The 18,950-nt window shown below is 55.6% G+C and carries 14 protein-coding genes and 2 pseudogenes; 8 read left to right on the plus strand and 8 right to left on the minus strand.

Translation table 11 applies throughout. The annotated features are described in order from the left end of the window. Positions 1-9 precede the first annotated feature (9 nt). On the minus strand, positions 10-1,491 hold the full coding sequence (hflX, locus tag Pla52nx_RS13925; protein WP_146521082.1) for a GTPase HflX: 1,482 nt from the start codon (positions 1,489-1,491) through the stop codon (positions 10-12). Positions 1,492-2,003: 512 nt separating this feature from the next. On the opposite strand from hflX, the gene Pla52nx_RS13930 reads away from it, so the two are divergent. Beyond that, positions 2,004-3,212: an FG-GAP repeat domain-containing protein gene (locus Pla52nx_RS13930; protein ID WP_146521081.1), complete on the plus strand. Its 1,209-nt coding sequence runs from the start codon at positions 2,004-2,006 to the stop codon at positions 3,210-3,212. 42 nt (positions 3,213-3,254) lie between these two features. Here the strand turns inward: Pla52nx_RS13930 and glgP are convergent, their stop codons facing one another. Continuing rightward, positions 3,255-5,465, minus strand: coding sequence for an alpha-glucan family phosphorylase (gene glgP, locus Pla52nx_RS13935; RefSeq protein WP_146521080.1), 2,211 nt, complete (start codon positions 5,463-5,465; stop codon positions 3,255-3,257). 339 nt (positions 5,466-5,804) lie between these two features. Here glgP and Pla52nx_RS13940 point away from each other — a divergent pair, with 339 nt between their 5' ends. From Pla52nx_RS13940 to Pla52nx_RS13955, 4 genes are all read left to right on the plus strand, one after another. Beyond that, positions 5,805-6,932, plus strand: coding sequence for an acyl-CoA/acyl-ACP dehydrogenase (locus Pla52nx_RS13940; RefSeq protein WP_146521079.1), 1,128 nt, complete (start codon positions 5,805-5,807; stop codon positions 6,930-6,932). Between the two features lie 369 nt (positions 6,933-7,301). Continuing rightward, positions 7,302-8,231 (plus strand): endonuclease/exonuclease/phosphatase family protein, encoded by a 930-nt coding sequence (locus Pla52nx_RS13945; protein ID WP_146521078.1) that lies wholly within the window; start codon positions 7,302-7,304, stop codon positions 8,229-8,231. A gap of 149 nt (positions 8,232-8,380) precedes the next feature. Then, positions 8,381-9,556 carry a hypothetical protein gene (locus Pla52nx_RS13950; protein ID WP_146521077.1) on the plus strand — a complete coding sequence of 392 codons (1,176 nt, stop codon included), beginning with the start codon at positions 8,381-8,383 and terminating at the stop codon, positions 9,554-9,556. Between the two features lie 407 nt (positions 9,557-9,963). Continuing rightward, complete coding sequence (locus tag Pla52nx_RS13955) at positions 9,964-11,235, plus strand: PQQ-binding-like beta-propeller repeat protein (RefSeq protein ID WP_146521076.1); 1,272 nt, start codon at positions 9,964-9,966, stop codon at positions 11,233-11,235. A gap of 1,148 nt (positions 11,236-12,383) precedes the next feature. Here the strand turns inward: Pla52nx_RS13955 and Pla52nx_RS13960 are convergent. The 4 genes and pseudogenes from Pla52nx_RS13960 to Pla52nx_RS32935 form a co-directional block, all read right to left on the minus strand. Then, the gene (locus Pla52nx_RS13960; RefSeq protein ID WP_146521075.1) at positions 12,384-12,866 is read right to left on the minus strand and encodes a TspO/MBR family protein; all 483 of its coding nucleotides are present in this window, start codon (positions 12,864-12,866) and stop codon (positions 12,384-12,386) included. Positions 12,867-13,246: 380 nt separating this feature from the next. After that, a pseudogene (locus Pla52nx_RS13965) lies at positions 13,247-13,378 on the minus strand (peptidase M28); the annotation flags it as partial. Between the two features lie 24 nt (positions 13,379-13,402). Further along, positions 13,403-14,533, minus strand: coding sequence for an AAA family ATPase (locus Pla52nx_RS13970; protein WP_197454729.1), 1,131 nt, complete (start codon positions 14,531-14,533; stop codon positions 13,403-13,405). Between the two features lie 416 nt (positions 14,534-14,949). Then, a pseudogene (locus tag Pla52nx_RS32935) lies at positions 14,950-15,305 on the minus strand (RNA 2'-phosphotransferase); the annotation flags it as partial. Between the two features lie 12 nt (positions 15,306-15,317). On the opposite strand from Pla52nx_RS32935, the gene Pla52nx_RS13985 reads away from it, so the two are divergent. Next, positions 15,318-15,833, plus strand: coding sequence for a GNAT family N-acetyltransferase (locus Pla52nx_RS13985; RefSeq protein WP_146521073.1), 516 nt, complete (start codon positions 15,318-15,320; stop codon positions 15,831-15,833). After that, positions 15,833-16,327, plus strand: coding sequence for a GNAT family N-acetyltransferase (locus Pla52nx_RS13990; protein ID WP_146521072.1), 495 nt, complete (start codon positions 15,833-15,835; stop codon positions 16,325-16,327). The genes Pla52nx_RS13985 and Pla52nx_RS13990 overlap by 1 nt, the downstream gene beginning before the upstream one ends. Here the strand turns inward: Pla52nx_RS13990 and Pla52nx_RS13995 are convergent. Continuing rightward, positions 16,320-16,715, minus strand: a complete 396-nt coding sequence (locus Pla52nx_RS13995; RefSeq protein WP_146521071.1) for a thiol-disulfide oxidoreductase DCC family protein — start codon at positions 16,713-16,715, stop codon at positions 16,320-16,322. The genes Pla52nx_RS13990 and Pla52nx_RS13995 overlap by 8 nt on opposite strands. After that, the gene (locus Pla52nx_RS14000) at positions 16,712-17,011 is read right to left on the minus strand and encodes a heme-binding protein (RefSeq protein ID WP_231742099.1); all 300 of its coding nucleotides are present in this window, start codon (positions 17,009-17,011) and stop codon (positions 16,712-16,714) included. Before Pla52nx_RS14000 ends, Pla52nx_RS13995 begins: the two co-directional genes overlap by 4 nt. Positions 17,012-17,438: 427 nt before the next feature. Here Pla52nx_RS14000 and Pla52nx_RS14005 point away from each other — a divergent pair, with 427 nt between their 5' ends. Then, positions 17,439-18,908: a DUF1501 domain-containing protein gene (locus Pla52nx_RS14005; protein ID WP_146521069.1), complete on the plus strand. Its 1,470-nt coding sequence runs from the start codon at positions 17,439-17,441 to the stop codon at positions 18,906-18,908. The last annotated feature ends 42 nt before the right edge of the window (positions 18,909-18,950 follow it).

Here is an 18,950-nt window from a genome sequence, read left to right on the forward strand (position 1 = left end):
ACGGCAATCTCATGCGACGTCCGGTGATGAATCCGTCATGTTGGCAGCGGCAGAATGATCCGGCAATTCGGCTGGCAATTCGTCTCGCGGAACTTCGCCCGACGATTTCATTGACTCGTCATCGTCACTCGTACGCAAATCGGACGGAACAAAGGGCTGCATCTTTGCCGGGCGTATCGTGACGGCGTTGCGACGAACCAAACCCATCGCAGCGGTCGGCATGCGAACTCGAACCCGCATGATTGAATCCACGAACTGCTTGGCGACGACTTCTCCTTTGGCGGCCAAGTACGCCAAGAGCTGTCCGTCGGCGGGATCAACATCGACGTCCAAGTCCATGAACTCACGTCCCAGCGCTTCACCCACCGCTTCGGTCAGCATCTCCAGTCCCTTAGCGGATTTGGCGCTCACCGGGATCGCGTTGGGGTACCGGTCCAGCACACGATTCAACACCGCCGGCGACTTGATCGCATCGATCTTGTTCAGCACCAGCAGCGTATCCTTTTCTTCGATTTGCAACTCGGACAGAACCGCGTAGACCGCGCTGATTTGCGCAAAAACATCGGGGCTGCTGGCGTCGGCGACATGCAACAGCAGGTCTGCTTGCCGCGTTTCTTCCAGCGTTGATTTGAAACTCGCGACCAGCGAGTGAGGCAAATCGCGGATGAAACCGACCGTATCGCTGAGCAGCACGATGCCCCACTTGGCCAAATGCCAACGTCGAGTTCGAGTGTCCAGGGTCGCGAACAGTTTGTCCTGCGCATGAACGCCTGCTTGCGTCAACGCGTTCATCAACGTGCTCTTGCCAGCGTTGGTGTATCCGACGAGCGAGACGGTGGGCGATTCTTTCCGCGCGGAGACCTCTCTTTCGCGTCGGCGCTCGACCTTTGACAGTTCTTCCTTCAGATCATGGATCCGCTTTTGAGCCAGCCGTCGGTCGACCTCCAACTGCTTTTCCCCCGGTCCACGCATACCGACACCCATCGCTTGACGCGACAGGTGGGTCCACATGCGTTTCAAGCGAGGCAGCGAGTATTGCAGTTGTGCCAGTTCGACTGCCAAGCGAGCTTCGTGGGTCCGTGCACCGGCGGCGAAGATATCGAGGATCAGTTCGGTGCGATCGAGCACTTTGGCGCCAACCGCTTTCTCAAGATTTCGAATTTGCCCCGGGGTCAATTCATTGTCAAAGATCACCACGTCGGCGCTGTGTCGTTCGACGAGCAGCCTCATCTCCTCGACCTTTCCTTTGCCGAGATAGGTGCCATGTTCCGCGGAACTTCGACGCTGGATCAATTCTCCCACGACTTGCGTTCCCGCCGTGGTTGCCAGCCCGTGCAGTTCCTCCAAAGGATCATCCGGGACTTCCTGGCCACTGAGAATCAATCGCGCGAGAATGCTACGTTCGGGTGTGTCGTCAACGACAGTGTGAGTCTGCTTACGCACGTGTTGTGTTTTGGCTCCGCTGAGGGTGAGTGTTTGACCAGACTTCATTCTAGTTGACCCAAGTGTTTTCTGCATGCACCGTTGCGTCCTTCTTCAACGAGCTTTCTGGACCAAAATAGGTTCGCCCCCACTGTAGAGTCCGCTTTCTCGCAGCATATCCGGCACGATCGCCACACAGAACGATGCAAATACCAGCACAAAGCTCAACTCGCGATTTTGGCACTAGTGCATCATCCGGTCTTGATTTTGGGGTTAGCCGTTTTGGCGTTAGCCACGGTTGTGTCACGAAAACCGTGGCTAACGCCAAAACGGCTCATCTACCGAACCCACGTTCTAAGACTGGACGATGCACTAGGTCGGGGGGGAGTTGGGGTCAAAACCGCTCCCAGACCAATTGTCTCCGTTGTAGCCGGACTCTTGCAGCCGTGTTTGCTAAACTGGAGGCGGTCCGTGAGGTCTGTTTGTTTGGCCAATGCCCGACGCGTAGCCTAGACGGAAATGTCTGATGTCCTCAGGAACCACACCCCTCCCTTTGCCCGCCAACACGATCCTCTCCCAAAATGACCAAAAAACACTTCAAAATTCATGTGCTCGCAGCGCTTGCTGCGAGCGTGATTCTGCATCACTCAAACGTCCAATCAGCCGATCCGATCCAGTTCGTACCGCAACTGCTGACGGTCGATGCCAATGAAGGAATCGCTGCGGGCGACGTCGACGGAGACGGAAAACTCGATTTGGTCGCTGGTCGCCAATGGTACAAAGGCGGGCAGTGGGCCGCGCGCCCGCTGAGAAACATCGAAGACTGGAACGGGTACGTACAGAGCAACGGTGATTATTTGTTCGACGTCAACGGTGACGGACGCTTGGATGTCATCGCGGGATCGTTCTTACCAACCGAGATTCACTGGTACGAGAACCCCGGTGAGGAAGCATTACGGTTGGGCAAGCAGTGGAGCCAGCATTTGCTCGTGGACACGGGTAATCAAGCCAACGAGGGTCAGATCATGGAGGACCTGGATGGCGACGGACGTCCTGAATGGATCGTCAATAGTTGGAAAAAAGACGTTCCGATGTTCATCTGGCGATTGGTCGACAAGGCGCCGAGTGATTCGGCGAAACCGGCCAAAGATTCCAAGCCCGCCGTGGTCGAAATGGTTGGTCATGAGCTTGGCAAGCGTGGTAACGGTCACGGTCTCGCCATCGGCGACCTCAATGGCGATGGCCGCAAAGACGTATTGGTCGGACAGGGATGGTACGAGCAACCGGCGTCTGATCCTTGGGGGCAACCGTGGGCCTTTCACGCGGATTGGGATCTGCACAGCAGTTTGCCGATGATCGTTGTGGATTTGGACCACGACGGGGACAGTGATGTGATCATCGGGAACGGACACGCCTACGGTCTGTACTGGTGGGAAAATACCGGTGCCGACGATGATGGCAAGATTCAATTCAGCGAACATGAGATTGATACCAGCTACAGCCAGCCGCACACGCTGTGTTGGGCCGATTTGAATAAGGACGGCCAAAACGAGTTGATCGCAGGCAAGCGGTACTACGCTCACAACGGCAAAGACCCTGGCGGCAATGAGATGCCTTGTTTGTATTACTACACCTGGGATCCCAAATCAAAACAGTTCACCCGTCACACGATCGACGAAGGTCACGTGGGCTGCGGCCTGCAAATCGTCGTCACAGACCTCGATGGCGACGACGACGTGGACTTGGCCGTCGCAGGCAAAAGCGGAACCTATCTGTTGTTGGCCAAGTAGCATTTCGCTGTGGCATGGACGTCGGATAAGGATGTTCACCAACTATCGGTTACGCATGTCGCAGGTGACACCGCCAGCGGCCCACAAGTACGCTTGGCTGCTGTAGTCGGCCACCATGCGGTGGCTGCTGAAACGCCAAGCGAGTGTGCTGATGCTGTGCATCATGTGTTTGATCCAAGCATTGGGCAGCCCATCGGCATCGCGATCGTAGTAACAGGGGATGACTTGGTTTTCCAACGTGTCGTACAACGCCAAGGCGTCGCGTTGGTCAGTGATTTCATCCTTGCTGTGTGAGTAACCACGGCCGATCGCGAATCCGTTCACGCCGTTGTAGGCTTCCGCCCACCAACCGTCCAAGATGCTGCAGTTGAGCCCTCCGTTGAGCACGACCTTTTGTCCACTGGTGCCACTGGCCTCCAACGGACGACGAGGGTTGTTCAGCCAAACATCAACACCTTGGATCAAGTGGCGACAGACATTGATGTCGTAGTCTTCGATGAACGCCACTCGACCGGCAAAGCGAGGGTCGTGTCGCAGATTGGCGATCTCTTGGATGAATCGTTTCCCCGGTTCGTCTTTGGGATGTGCCTTGCCCGCGTAGATCAATTGCACCGGTCGTTGAGGATCATTCAGCAATTTGGAGACGCGATCCAAGTCGCTGAACAATAAATTCGCCCTTTTGTACGTCGCAAAACGGCGTCCAAAACCGATCGTCAAGACGCGAGGGTCCAGAATTCGTCTGGCGGATTCCACCACATTGTCATTCTCGCCGCGGCGACGACACTGGCGGCTGATCCGCCGTCGAACAAATGACAACAGGTTGTTCTTGAGCGCGTTGTGCGTCTCCCACAATTCACCGGGATCCACGCCATGGATGCCTTGCCATGCATCCGGTTCTTGCAAGCGTCGTTTCCAGTCGGCGGCAAAGTGTTTGTCGTACAACAGCGACATCTGCCCGGCCAACCAAGTCAGGACGTGAACACCATTGGTGATGTGACCGATCGGTATGTCATCTTCGGGGCGACCTGGCCACATGTGCGCCCACATCCGTCGTGAAACCACTCCATGTAAATTGCTGACCGCATTTGCAAATCGACTCATCTTGAATCCGATCACGGTCATGCAAAATGTCTCGTTCGAATTGTTCGGATCCACGCGTCCTAACGCCAGCAACTCATCGGCCGAGATCCCCAACGCGTCCCGCAACGGCCCGAGGTGTTCTTCGACGAGTTCCGGCGGGAAACGATCGTGACCGGCCGGTACCGGCGTGTGCGTTGTAAAGCACGTCATGCGAGTGGCTTGACGACAAGCGTCTTTGAACGTCATCCCATCGGTGTCCATGAACTGCCAAACGACTTGCAAGGCACCAAACGCCGAGTGACCTTCGTTCAAGTGATAGACACCCGGATCGATACCAAGCGCCGCTAACGCTTTTACTCCGCCGACGCCCAAGACCAGCTCTTGGCGAATCCGAGTCCGTTGATCGCCGCCATAAAGTCGACTCGTCAGCTCGCGATCCTCCGGCTTGTTGCCGTCTACATTGCAATCCAGCAAGTACAGCCGTACCCGTCCGACGTGCATCAACCAAACTTTGGCCAACAGCAAACCGTTGCGTGTTTCAATCGAGATCGTGATTGGATTTCCGTTGGGATCCAACGCCGGACGCATCGGCAGGTTCTCGATCGTGGTCTCCAGGTAGTCCTCGCCCTGGTATCCATCGTCGTCCAGGTACTGGCGAAAATAACCATGCGAGTAATAGAGCCCAACTCCAACGAGCGGCACCCCCAGTCCAGACGCGCTCTTGATGTGGTCACCCGCCAAAACACCCAAACCACCACTGTAAATTGGGACGGATTCATGGATCCCAAACTCGGCCGAAAAATACGCCACGGGTTTGGCACCCAATACGTCGGCGTTGGTCGCCGCCCAAGTGTGAGTGTTGGCCAAGTACTCCTGCAGCCGCCGGTACGCGTAGTTGATGCGACTGTGCAGAACAAGTTCACTGGCGCGATCGGCAAGCCGCTCAGGACTCATTTCACGCAGCAATGCCACCGGGTTATGATCCAGTTGTCGCCATCGAATCGGATCAATGTCGCGAAACAACTGATCACACTCCGGATGCCAACTCCACCAAAGATTGTTTGCCACCGCACAGAGCTTGCCGTACAAATCGTCTGCATGTTCGGCTTCATGGCCTGGCGGCAACAAAGGAGACGTGGGGGACACAGCGTGAGGAAGTTCCGTTCGACTCATGGGTACAGCGTGGGAATGGAGTCACTGAACAACTCTGCGGACATCAACCGGCGATCGTCCGCGGTCCATCACTTGATTTGAAGCGAAAGAAGCCCCCATTGCGACGGGTGAACGATCAGATACGTGAATTTCGCGATTCATAACTGAATCCACGATGGCAATCGAATGACGGTAGGATGGCCGCTCATCCCTGTATACGCAACACGACTGAATCAGCAGTCTCAGTTCCTTGGGGGAGGTGGCGGCAAACCATGATAGGCTCGAAACGAGTATCGTTTGATTCCGTCAACACCACACTACCACCTGTTCAAACCACCCAGATTGACAAGCATTTGCGTCATGTCGCACGAATCACCATTGCCAAACGATGTGCCTGAGCAGCCCACTGGCGAGATTGCCTCAGACGATTGTTCCTCCGACGCACACATTGCGACGTTGTGTCAACAGCTCAAGCAGAGTGCGGCGCGTCATCGCGGTGTTGCCGATTGGCCATGGACTTCACTGTCAATGTGCGCACGTAAAGGCGTCTGCCGCTGGTTCTTGCCAACCGATCAAGGAGGACTTGGGTACAACGCTGTGGAGCAAACGCTCGGCTACCTGCGGCTTGCCCAAGCTGACTTGGTGACGACATTTGTGATCACGCAGTGGGTGGGAGCGATCAAGCGAATCGCTGGGAGTGAGAACCGGTTTGCGAGCGATCGCTGGTTGCCATCGTTGCTCGCAGGCAATCAATTTGCAACGGTCGGCATCAGCCATCTGACGACCAGCGGACGCCATCTGGACCAGCCACCGATGCGTGTCGAAATGCACAGTTCCTCCGTCGTGCTCTCCGGCGTCGTTCCTTGGGTGACCGGCGCGGCGTACGCGGATCTGATTGTGGTGGGTGCCGTGACCGGTGACGGCGAGCAAGTCCTCGTTGCGGTCCCCACCAACCTGGCGGGCGTCTCTGCGGGACAGGGTGCCGAACTGATTGCGTTGTCCGCGAGCTGCACGGACAAAGTACGGTTCAACCAAGTGAACGTCGATCGACGCTACGTACTGGCCGGCCCGATCGACAACGTCTTGTCGTCCGGCTCCGGAGGCACCGCGGGCGGATTACAGACGTCCACGTTGGCGCTCGGCTTGGCCTACGCCGCCTTGGAATACTTGCAAGAGGAGTCGATGCGACGCCAGGACCTTGTCCAGCCGACCAGCCAATTGACTAAGGAAGCCAACGAGTTGAAATTTCAGTTGCTCGCCGCGGTCGCGGGCGAAACCCAATGTGACGCGGGGCAGCTTCGCGGTTCGGCCAATAGCCTCGTGATGCGTGCGACCCAAGCAGCGATGATGGCGGCCAAGGGAGCGGGTTTTGTGGAGGGGCATCCCGTGGGCCGTTGGTGTCGTCAAGCTTTGTTTTTTCTCGTCTGGAGTTGTCCACAACCGGTCGCCCAAGCCCACCTGTGTGAGCTTGCCCGGATCGCCCAGTGAGTGAATCCAGTGAGTGAACCCAGAATGCCATGGCAGGCAACGCTGAGAAGCATTTTGTTTGCTGAAACGCGGGACATACCAGTACTTTCTTGGATTCGTTTTCGACTCGGAGAGTCGAACGACAAATGTCGCTCGACTTTCCAAGTCGATAGCGTGCCCCGCCATACGTTTTGCTGATCCCATACGATGACCTGCGCAGACAAGCCCCCTCCCTCGCATTCGCCTTAACAGCTCTGCTTGACCTCCCCCAAGTTCCTTGGGGGAGGTGACAGTGGAAATGAAATGGCATAGAAAAACGCAGACACATTGAGTCGCAACTACGATTGAATAGCCGAGCATTTGCCCTTACCCAACCTCCAAAGAACAATCATGTCCATCATCCGCGTCTTTGCAGCCAGTTGTGCCCTCGCCAGCTTACTTTTTATCCATCCTGCCAATGCTGCAGGAAACGATGACACAGCAATCGACAATACAACAAACAGCGACACAACAAACGAATCGGCGATCCGCACACTGCAAGTCGTCTCATACAACATCCGATTGGCCACCAAAGCCGACGGCGAAGATTACTGGCCGCATCGATCGGACGCTGTCAGCGAGTTCATTGCGAAATGGGACGTCATCGGATTGCAGGAAGTCACACCGGAGCAATTCGATGATCTGCGCGAGCAACTCGGCGGCGATTTTGATTCCTACGGTCTGGGACGCGAGGACGGCGTCAGCAAAGGAGAACACGCGGCGGTGTTCTATCGTCGCGACAGAGTCAAAGCGTTGGACACGTCGACATTCTGGCTTTGCGAAACCCCCGACAAACCCGGTGTGCTGGGCTGGGACGCCGTGTGCGCTCGGACGGTTTCCTGGTTGAGACTGCAGGACATTTCGTCCGGCACGGAGTTCGTATTCGCGAACACGCATTTTGATCATCGTGGCTCAACGGCTCGGCTGGAAAGTGCAAACATGGTGTCCAAACGTGTGGGCCAACTACCCGAGAACACTCCATTCATTTTGCTCGGCGATTTCAACTGCCGCCCAGACTCAGAGCCGTACAAGGCATTGGTTGCCGCCGGGCTTGCGGACGCACGTTCGGCCGCTGTCGTTAAATTGCCCGGACCGAACAGTACCTGGAACGGTTTCAAAGCGATCGCGCCGGGGCAGACCATCGACCACGCGTTCGTGAGCGGGCCGGTCACCGTGACGGAATTTCAGATTCACGATCCCAAGACAGCGGCTGGACGCTTTGCCAGCGACCACCTGCCCATCCGTCTTGCGATTCGCTGGGACCACCTGGGTAAACCGTAGCGGTTCCTGGGCACCAAGCGTTTTGCGGCGGTCGCGTCACCTCGTACTGTCGCATGGCCTATTGAGAAACCGACAAACTCTTCGGGGCTCTCAGTCGATAACGACACGACGGATTCTGTTTGTCGCCTCCTATCCAAATGAGATCTCTTATGCCATTCCTGCGCGGTAGCCTTGGGTTTGAACGATTCAGCGTCACCGGATTTGACGCTGACGCTTTCGGGGACGAACACATCGAAATCTTGGCCCAGCATGCCGCGGGAAAGTTTCAAACGGCCAACACCGAAAACGTTCACGTCGGATTCTTGGGCGGCGAACACTTGTTCGATCAAGATTTCTCGCTCGAAAAGAATGTGATCAACAACGCGCTTCACTGCTCCGTCCGTATCGACACGAACAAGATTCCCGCAGCGATTCGCGCCGCGTGGATGCAAATGGAACTTGCCGGAATGGCAAAGGATAGCGAGGACGGGACGGTCACCAAAGCACAACGCAAGGAAGCCAAGGAAGCAGTCGAGCAGCGTTGTGAAGTCGAGGCGGAATCTGGCAAGTATCGAAAGATGCAGTACTTTCCCTTTCTCTGGGATTTCGATCAAGAACTCCTGTACTTCGGCGGCAGCGTCGGAAACGCCAGCGGTCTCTGCATGGACTTGCTGGAAAGCAGTTTCGGCGTCGAACTGCGTCACATCGGCGCCGGCACCGTCGCGCAAAACTGGGCGGTCGACGCAGACCGATACGCGGAAGTCGACGACTTGTTGCCCATCAGCTTCGTTTCACAGTTCGTTCAAGGAAGCCATACTTGGGCGAACGAGCACTCGCAAGCTCCCGACTTTCTCGGTAACGAGTTTCTGATGTGGCTCTGGTGGTACCTTGAAAACGAAAGCGACACCATCAAACTGGCCGACGAATCGGAAGTCACCGTGATGCTCAACAAGACACTCGCCCTGGAGTGCCCCAACGCAGAGTCCGGTAAAGAATCGATCACTGCGGAGTGCCCCACCAAGCTGCCCGAAGCCTTGCAGGCCATTCGCAGTGGCAAGCTGCCTCGCAAGACCGGGATGACGATGATCAGCGATGGACGTCAGTTCGATTTGACTTTGCAAGCTGAGCGTTTTGCAATCAGCGGTGCAAAGATCCACTTGGACGACGATGAGGAGTTCACCGACGAAGATCGCATTGATGCGATCCGCTTGCTGAGCCAGTCCACCGACATGCTGTTTCACGTATTCTGTGATCTGCGATCAGGAAAACAGTGGAAAGGCATCGAGAAAAAGATCAGCAAATGGATCGCCGTCGCCGAGCCGCAAGGCCAAAAAGCGGCCGCGTGACGTCGCCGGCGGGGCTAGCCAGGAATATTCACGCAACTCACTACAGTTATCGCAACACGTTTGAGTGAAACGACTTGCGCGGATTGGCAGGAAAATAGCCTGCGCAGATCAGCCGGAACGCGATAGCGTCCGGTTCTTGCACCTCAACTCGAAATCCGGACGCTTTTAAGAACGTCAAGTTTACGACAGAAGTTTAACGCCTCATTGTAGGGGCACCATCGTATGCTCCAATGGCGTGAAAACGGCCGGAATTCATGCCTGGAACCGGCGGGATGATTGCCGATCAGGGCAAAGGAAACGATACTTGGGGAAATGCAGCGCAGGTCCAAATGGCCCTCCGCTGAGATCACGCCGCCGTGATCCTGCTGCTGTGATCCCGCCCCACCCGTTTCCTCATGGGACAAACCATGCCATCCATTGAACGCTTTGCCGTTTTGCTAAGCCTCGCCGCTCTTCTTGCCACGTCAGCTTTCGCCGATGACAACTGGCCCACCTTTCGCGGTGCGCAACGCACCGGAGTTTCAACCGATACCGGGCTGCTGAACAGCTGGCCCAAGGGCGGCCCGGAACTGATCTGGACGGCGACGGGTGCCGGCCGTGGTTACTCCAGCGTCGCAATCGACGATGGAAAACTTTACACAATCGGTGACGCTCCATCGACCGCCAGCGATGACGATGAATACCTTGTTTGCTTTGACGTCAAATCCGGTCAGCAGCTTTGGAAGAGCAAGACCGGTGCACCTTGGACCAGCGGCCAAGAATCTTGGCAAAGCTCTCGTAGCACGCCAACCGTCGACGGCGACCATGTCTATGTGCTGACCGCCCACGGTGATCTGATCAAGTTCACGACCTCGGGTGATGAAGTCTGGCGAAAGAACTTGAAGGACGACTTCGCTGGCAAGAAAGCAGACGGATGGGGGTACAGTGAATCGGTTCTGATCGATGGTGACAAACTGGTTTGTACTCCAGGCGGCGAAACCAACACGATGGTTGCACTGAACAAGAATACCGGTGAAACGATCTGGTCAACTTCGCGCCCGGAGGATCGAGGTGCCGGACACGCATCGATCGTCATCTCCAACGTCGGCGGCACTCGCGTCTATGTCCAGACCACCGGCTCGGGAGCGATGGGTGTGCGAGCTGATGACGGCAAGCTGCTCTGGACTTACGACATCAAGAAAACAACCGCTGTGATCCCGACACCGATTGTGAAGGACGACTTGGTGTTCTTCTCCGCAGGCTATGGCACCGGCGGTACGCTCGTCAAACAAGTGCCCACGTCCGATGGCGTTGATGCCCAAGAAATTTATCCCACGACTCCCGATCTGGGAAACAAGCACGGCGGAATCGTCTTGGTCGGCAACTATCTTTACGGCGACTCCGACGATCGCGGCATCCCCTTCTGTGCCGACCTGATGACCGGCGAAATCAAATGGAAATCTCGTGGCGCGGGAAAGAAATCCGCCAGCGTGACCGCCGCCGATGGCAACGTCTACGTTCGCTTCAGCAACGGCGTCGTGGCGCTCGTCAAAGCGTCTCCAGAGGGCTACGAAGAACTTGGCAGCTTCACCACACCGGGCAGCGGCGACCGGCCCAGTTGGTCACACCCCGTAATCTTTGACGGAAAACTGTTCCTTCGCGAAGGCGACCAGGTGCTCTGCTACAACCTCAAAGGTTAGTGGGCGGGTTGATCGAGTCACGACGCGAATGGAAAGACCGTAGCATGGGCTGGTGCAAAACAGTCTGCGGAAATCAGCCGCCACGCAATAGCGTCCGGTTCTCACGCCCTGTCCAATGACACCTCTCCCAAGGAACTTGGGGGAGGTCGAGCTTAGCCGTCCAGGCGAATGCGAGGGAGGGGCCGGTCTGCGCAAGTGAGCGTTTGGGATTGGCAATACGTTTTCCGGGGCACGCTATCGATTTGGAAAATCGAGCGACAATTGTCGTTCGACTTTCCAAGTCGAAAACGAACACCATCAAACGCTTTGATCCGCGACTCAAATCTGACACCTCCCCCAAGGAACTTGGGGGAGGTCGAGCTTAGCCGTCCAGGCGAATGCGAGGGAGGGTGGCGGTCTGCGCAAGTGAGCGTTTGGGATTGGCAATACGTTTTCCGGGGCACGCTATCGATTTGGAAAATCGAGCGACAATTGTCGTTCGACTTTCCAAGTCGAAAACGAACACCATCAAACGCTTTGATCCGCGACTCAAATCTGACACCTCCCCCAAGGAACTTGGGGGAGGTCGAGCTTAGCCGTCCAGGCGAATGCGAGGGAGGGGCCGGTCTGCGCAAGTGAGCGTTTGGGATTGGCAATACGTTTTCCGGGGCACGCTATCGATTTGGAAAATCGAGCGACAATTGTCGTTCGACTTTCCAAGTCGAAAACGAACACCATCAAACGCTTTGATCCGCGACTCAAATCTGGCACCTCCCCCAAGGAACTTGAGGGAGGTCGAGCTTAGCCGTCCAGGCGAATGCGAGGGAGGGTGGCGGTCTGCGCAAGTGAGCGTTTGGGATTGGCATTACGTTTTCCGGGGCACGCTATCGATTTGGAAAATCGAGCGACAATTGTCGTTCGACTTTCCAAGTCGAAAACGAACACCATCAAACGCTTTGATCCGCGACGCAAATCTGACACCTCCCCCAAGGAACTTGGGGGAGGTCGAGCTTAGCCGTCCAGGCGAATGCGAGGGAGGGGCCGGTCTGCGCAAGTGAGCGTTTGGGATTGGCAATACGTTTTCCGGGGCACGCTATCGATTTGGAAAATCGAGCGACATTCGTTCGAAGGCTGTGTCCAGGGCGCACCTTCATCCGAAAACCGCGCAGCTATCCGGCATTGAGCCGCCAGATCGTGAAGTTCAGCACGCTGGCGAAGCTGACCCAGGCGAGATACGGAATCATCAACGAGCCAGCGATTGTTGACCGTTTCAGAAACGCAGTCGTCGTCGCAACAATCGCCAGCCAAAGGATCAGTATCTCAGCGAACGCCCAACCAGGTTGGTGCAATCCAAAGAAGATCCATGACCAGGCGATATTTAATGCCAACTGCAGGACGAACAGTCCGAGAGGTGTTTTCGAGTCCTTGAGCCCATTGGGCAACCAAACGATCCACGCCGCGATCGCCATCATCACATAAAGGGTCGTCCAGACCGGACCGAACACATAGTCGGGCGGATTCCAAGTCGGCTTCTCGATCGTCTGATACCAGCCCTTGATCTCCGACGTGGTCGCCACGGCACCGAGCCCACCTGCGCCGAGACAGACCACCAGAAACACCGCCAGCCCAACCCAACGAACACCCCCCGTCATGTCCTGCTCCCGATCATGCTACGTTCCTCGCTGCCATAAAAACACTTAACCGTCACTCAACATCCCACCTAACACAGTACGGCATCGAAAAGCCACCAAACACCCTTTCATTCACAGCTCCGTAGTGGATCTTGTCAAAGATCCCGTCACACACCGGATCTTGAACAAGATCCACTACACACCGGATCTTGAACAAGATCCACTACAGACGAATGCCTCAAGACTAAGGGCTATTCGATGACAATGGTAGTTACCCAACCCCGCATCGGTTGCAAAGATAAAGCTTGCTTGGTGGTTTGCCCCGTCGAGTGTTTTCACACCGCTTCGTCGCCCATGCCGTCGTAATATTCGCGAGTGTGAATGTATCCCATCTCAGACTACTGACCTTCGATATAACCAATCATGGCCTGAATCGTCTTGGGCTTGCTCAAGGCGCGCGGACCGATCAGTCCCGCAAGTCGATCGACATGCAGCCTTAGATTGGTCTCGATAGCTTTTCGATCGATTGTCATTGGAACAGAAAGAAAGGATCGCTACTAAGAAAACAGCTGCCGAATCCAAAGCCGAAAGAAGCGATCCGTAATGACAAACGAAGATTCCTCTCGTTCAATCAGATCGCTTGATTCGAGAGACTCCGCCGCACGTTGCGAGTTTGAGGCAGTTCGCAACCCGAATCGGCGAGTGAAATCGGATGAAAAAGGCTTGGGCGGAACCTCGCTTTGAGCAAGCCCTCGAAGGAATCGCTGTTCGTTCTTGGTCAGCGACTCCCACAGATTCACGTAGGCATGGCTTTCTCGGCGCAGCAATTCAGCGATGGCAATGCCAAGATGATCGCCATTGACTTCCTCCCCCGCATCCGTCATCGACCAAAGAACGTGGCACAAATGCTGTGTATAAAACGGATGACCTCCCGTCCGCGCACACAGCTCGTCGATCACCGATCGGTCAATCCGCTTTTTCGCGTCTTGAAAACGCTTCAAGATAAACGGCTGCCAATGTTTCGTATCGATCGGACCGATCGGATAATGCATCGCCGATCGGTAGAGGGGACGAGACTCATCGAGAAACATCGACTGCAAAAGATGCTTGCGGCTCCCCAGAAAGATGTAGGCAACATTCTTGTGGTGCTGAATGCTGCTGCGAATTTGCCGCTCGGTCAAATCATCTTCGTAGTCCGTGATCTGCTGAAACTCGTCAAACACCATGACGACGGTCTTCCCCGTTTTTTTCGCAAGCTTTTGCGGTGCGTCCAAGACCTCAATCAGATCCGTCTTCGAGACGGCGCGACCCTCAATTCCGAAATCGATCTTTGGCTGCCCCGAATCATCCAAAGAAACACTGGGCCGCAATCGACCGAAAAGTGATTTACCGACCTCGAGAAGTCGCCTTGTTGTCGTTTCTGCGGCCGAAGAAATTGCCTTTGCGGTGGCCTCCGCAAACGCCGCCGATCCGTCTGTCGGCCACAAATCCACATACACCGATACAAACTGCTTCTTGGGCAACTTACCTAAAGCACGAAGTATCAGTGACGTTTTGCCCATCCTGCGTTCGGCATAGACGAAACAGCGACCTGCCGACTGCATCGTCTCCGTGAGCTCGCCCAGCTCCTGGGATCGATTGCAGAATGCACCATTTCCAACGATACCGCCATACGAAAAAGGATTCATCGCCACCTCCAAATTACGCAGCATGCGTTACGCAGTTTGCGTAATTTAGCGAGGCTTGGCAAGCCCCAAAATCCGACATCAGGCAGATTATCAGTTTATTCCCCCGCTGTCCTCGCCGAGTGTCTGGCAACGCATCGACAACTTTCACAACCCGCACGGCCAATCAAGCGGCTTTGCAAAATCGTCCGCATTGATGTTTTGCCCTCGCTTTCGCATTCAATCGCAATGTTCTGAACAAGTTTACTTTTGCAACTTGCGATCAATCGTAAGGTGGAGCAAGTCGGCGGAGACCGTGGTGGAGGACGCTTCCTCAATGAATGGTGTACTGGATTTCGCCATAAATCCAGTGCGAAAGGAATTCTGACGAATCCCACTACCAAGTGTGCCACCACTAGCCGCAGACGCAAATGCCGCCATCAACCGGATCGTTCTGGAAAGGTCAGGTAGGTTGCCGGCACTGCATCGACGAGCCAGACGCCGTTGGCGGAGAGATAGAGTTTGTGTCCGTCACGGTGCATCGTGCCGGCGGCCATCTGAAGGATGATTGGCTTGCCTCGCCGCGAGCCCACTTTGGTCGCGGTCTCATCATCGGGCGAAAGATGGACGTGGTGGCGAGGTTGAGTTCAACGCCGGATACCGAATGCCCCTGGCTGGCCCGGATTCGCAAACCATCGTCGCTCAAGGCGAAACGTTTCTTGTCATTGTTGGCGACCACTTCATGGATCAGCTCCAGCGAGAGTGATCTTCCAAGGGCGTTTGCTTTGGTGATGATGATCGTGGCCGCATCCTCGCAGTACATCTCGATGCCTTCGGCAACGATGAAGGCCCCGTGATCGTGAGCTTGCTCGAGGAGATGCTCGACGATCAGACAGCAGAACCGATCCATTCATTCGTTTCCAAGTCCGAAAAGGAGATTGTCGGTCACGTGCTCTTCACATCGGTCACGATCAAGCCGGCCGGCGAATCGAATGATGGAGCGACTGCCCACATCCTTGCAACCTTGGCTGTGACCCGCGAGCTGCAAGGTAACGGTATCGGGACGCAACTTGTCAAAGAGGCATTGCTACAACTTGCCGCGGCCGGCGTCCAACTCGTCTTCGTACTCGGCTATCCGAAGTACTACTCTCGCTTTGGTTTTTTCCCCGCCGGCGTGCGCGGGTTCCAAGCTCCGTATCCTATTCCCGAGAAGAACGTAGACGCTTGGATGGTTCTCCAATTGCAAACACATGCGGTCGATTCATTCGAAGGCACGATTCAATGCTGCAAAGCACTAGACCATGAAAAGTACTGGGTCGAGTAATGGACGATTCTGCGTCATTACAACTGAGACCGTTTCGCTCCGGCGATGCAGAGGCATGCCTGGATCTGTTCCGCGATTGCGTTCATCGCGTTAACTCGCGCGACTGCACCGATGACCAGATCGAAGCGTGGGCTTCGCCGACGATCGAGCTGGAATCTTGGCGAGCCAGGTTCGATGACCGCTTTGCTTACGTTGTGATTGAAAATGAAAGTGTCGTTGGCTTCACCGACATGACTCGCGACGGACATCTTGATCGGTTATTCGTATCCGACGACCATCAGGGGCGCGGCATTGCTCGTCGACTTGTCGAGAGGCTATTGAGCGATGCCGCAGAGGAATCGATTCAAGAAATAACGACCGACGCCAGCATCACAGCGAAGCCATTTTTCCTGCGGATGGGATTCAGCGTCGTGCGTGAGCAATCGGTTGAATGCCGCGGAGCGTGGTTGACGAACTATCGAATGCGGCGAGCAACACATGTGGAAGCTAGTTGACTTGACAAGTGCCATCTTCGCATCGCCCCGTCAATCGCAATCGGTTCTTGGCAAAGACGCGATAGCCGATCTCGATTCCATGCGAAATGCCGGGAAGTCGAGTAAGTGCGACAAGAGGCTTTAGACCGATGGCGGCGTAGAGGCGGCGGAACACTTCGACGCCCGTGATCCACTCGCCGCCCGGTAACCGACCTTGGATCTCATCCATGAACTCTTTTTTGGTCATCCCGTAGCTTGCAGAGATGAACGAAGGGTTGGCAATGTCGGTGAACTGAATCCGATGTTTTCGATCAAGTCGACGGAGCAGCTTGATCTCGCGAAGGCAGAGCGGACATTCGCCATCGTAGAAGACTTCAACCTGCCAATCGTTGCCAACGTCGCTGCTCATGAGTCCTTCGTTGCCTCGCTGTCAGTCTCCGATGCGTCCTTCACCGCGAATCGTCCGCCCTTTCGCTCACGCAGCTTCACGCCTTCACCTTTCGGGTCGGAGACGCCATTTGCCGCGACTTCCTTGGCCATCACAAACCCCATCGAGACATCCGACTGGCCGATTTCACCTTCCATGAAGACCGGTGTGGTCATTGCGATTTTCTGCTCGGCTTCGTTTGCTCCGCTAATGTTTTGCTCCGCTAATGTACTGAAACAACCGCATGAAGCCGCCACGCGATAGCGTCCGGTTCTCACGCCTCTACTCGGGAACCGGACGCTATCGCGTGCCGGCTGATGAATAATCCGGGCTAATGGTCTGGGGCAACTTGTCTTTAGGGTAGTGGATCTTGTTAAAGATCCTGTCGCTTTTCCGAACCATGACCACGTAGTGGATCTTGTCAAAGATCCCCCATCGACATCCCGAGTCGAAATCGAACACTATCGTACCGCCCAAACACAAACCAAACGCCCTGAGCCGTGACGTTGCGGAGCGATCCAGTTGATGCGTCTCCTGCGCCTCGGCTACAGGGCAAATAATGCGAAGCACAGCCCTCATTCTCCGTTGAGCCAATTCCGTTGAGCCAATTCTCCGCTAAACCACGACTGGAGCAGTACGACGCCCGATGATGTATAATCGAGGGATAGCAAAATCGATCCTTTGCATTCCCCAGATTGCGGATTCATGTTTCATCATCACGCCAATCTCGCCAACCGTCGAACCTTTTTATCTCGTACCGGTGTGGGTCTCGGTAGTACTGCATTTTCAGCGCTGATGGCGCGAGACCTGATGGCTGGCGATTTAAAGGCTGGAGAATCATCAGCGTCGGGAATCAACGCGTCGTCCCCCAATGCGGCAGGCCGCAGCGGGCTGCCTCACCACTCGCCCAAAATCAAACGCGTGATCTTTCTGTGCATGGCGGGTGGGCCTTCGCATTTGGAGACGTTTGACCACAAGCCCGAGTTGGCGGCGATGGATGGCAAGCCCATGCCGGCATCCTTTACCGATGGACAGCCGATCGCGCAGTTGCAAGGCCAGGAGCTGAAATGCCAGGGACCGTTAACAAAGTTTCAGCGTTACGGAAAAAGCGGCCAGTGGATCAGTGACTTTTTGCCGTATCACCAAAAGATGGCCGACGATATCTGTGTGATCCGTTCGATGGTGACCGAGCAGATCAATCACGATCCCGCGCACACGTTCATGAACACGGGCACGGCGATCAGCGGACGTCCATCGATGGGCTCTTGGGTCACGTACGGTTTGGGCGCCGAAAGTGAAAATCTGCCGGGCTTTGTGGTGCTCACCAGTGTCGGCGGACGCAACCCACAACCGATCGCGTCGCGGCAATGGGCGTCCGGTTTTTTGCCGAGTCGATATCAAGGCGTCGAGTTCAGCAGCAGCGGCCAGCCCGTCAACTACGTCAATCCGCCGACGGGAATCACGCGTCAGCAACAACGTCGGTTGATCGACACGATCAACGATCTGAATCAGCAACGCGGTCAGCAGACACTCGATCCCGAGATTGAGACACGACTGTCGACCTATGAGATGGCGTTTCGGATGCAGACCTCCGTTCCCGAGCTGGCGAATTTTTCCGACGAAACTCAGGAAACCTTGGAGATGTACGGAGCGGCTGCCGGTGACGGTTCGTATGCCTCCAATTGTTTACTCGCGCGGCGTCTGGCGGAACGTGGCGTTCGATTCATCCAGCTCTATCATCGCGGCTGGGATCACCACGGCGGGTTGGAGAAATACATGAATATCTGCTGCTCGTTGACCGACAAGCCGACTTGGGCATTGTTGACCGATTTGAAACGCTTGGGAATGCTTGACGACACGTTGATCATCTGGGGTGGCGAGTTCGGACGCACGCCGATGTTTCAGGGAAAGGGCGGTGCGGGGCGAGACCATCACATCAAAGGATTCTCGATGTGGATGGCCGGCGGCGGTGTCAAAGCCGGCTACGGCCACGGTGCCACCGATGAACTCGGTTATCATGCGGTCGATCAAGTCGTTCATGTTCGCGATTTGCACGCCACCATGCTGCACTTGCTGGGCATCGACCACAAACGATTCTCTGTAAAATTCCAAGGTCTGGACATGCGTTTGACCGGTGTCGAGCCCTGTCACGTCATCAACGACATCCTCGTCTAACCCACCATCACGAATAACCCACCATTACGAACATGGAAAGAT

The organism is Stieleria varia (assembly GCF_038443385.1).
GTDB classification, from domain to species: Bacteria; Planctomycetota; Planctomycetia; order Pirellulales; family Pirellulaceae; genus Stieleria; species Stieleria varia.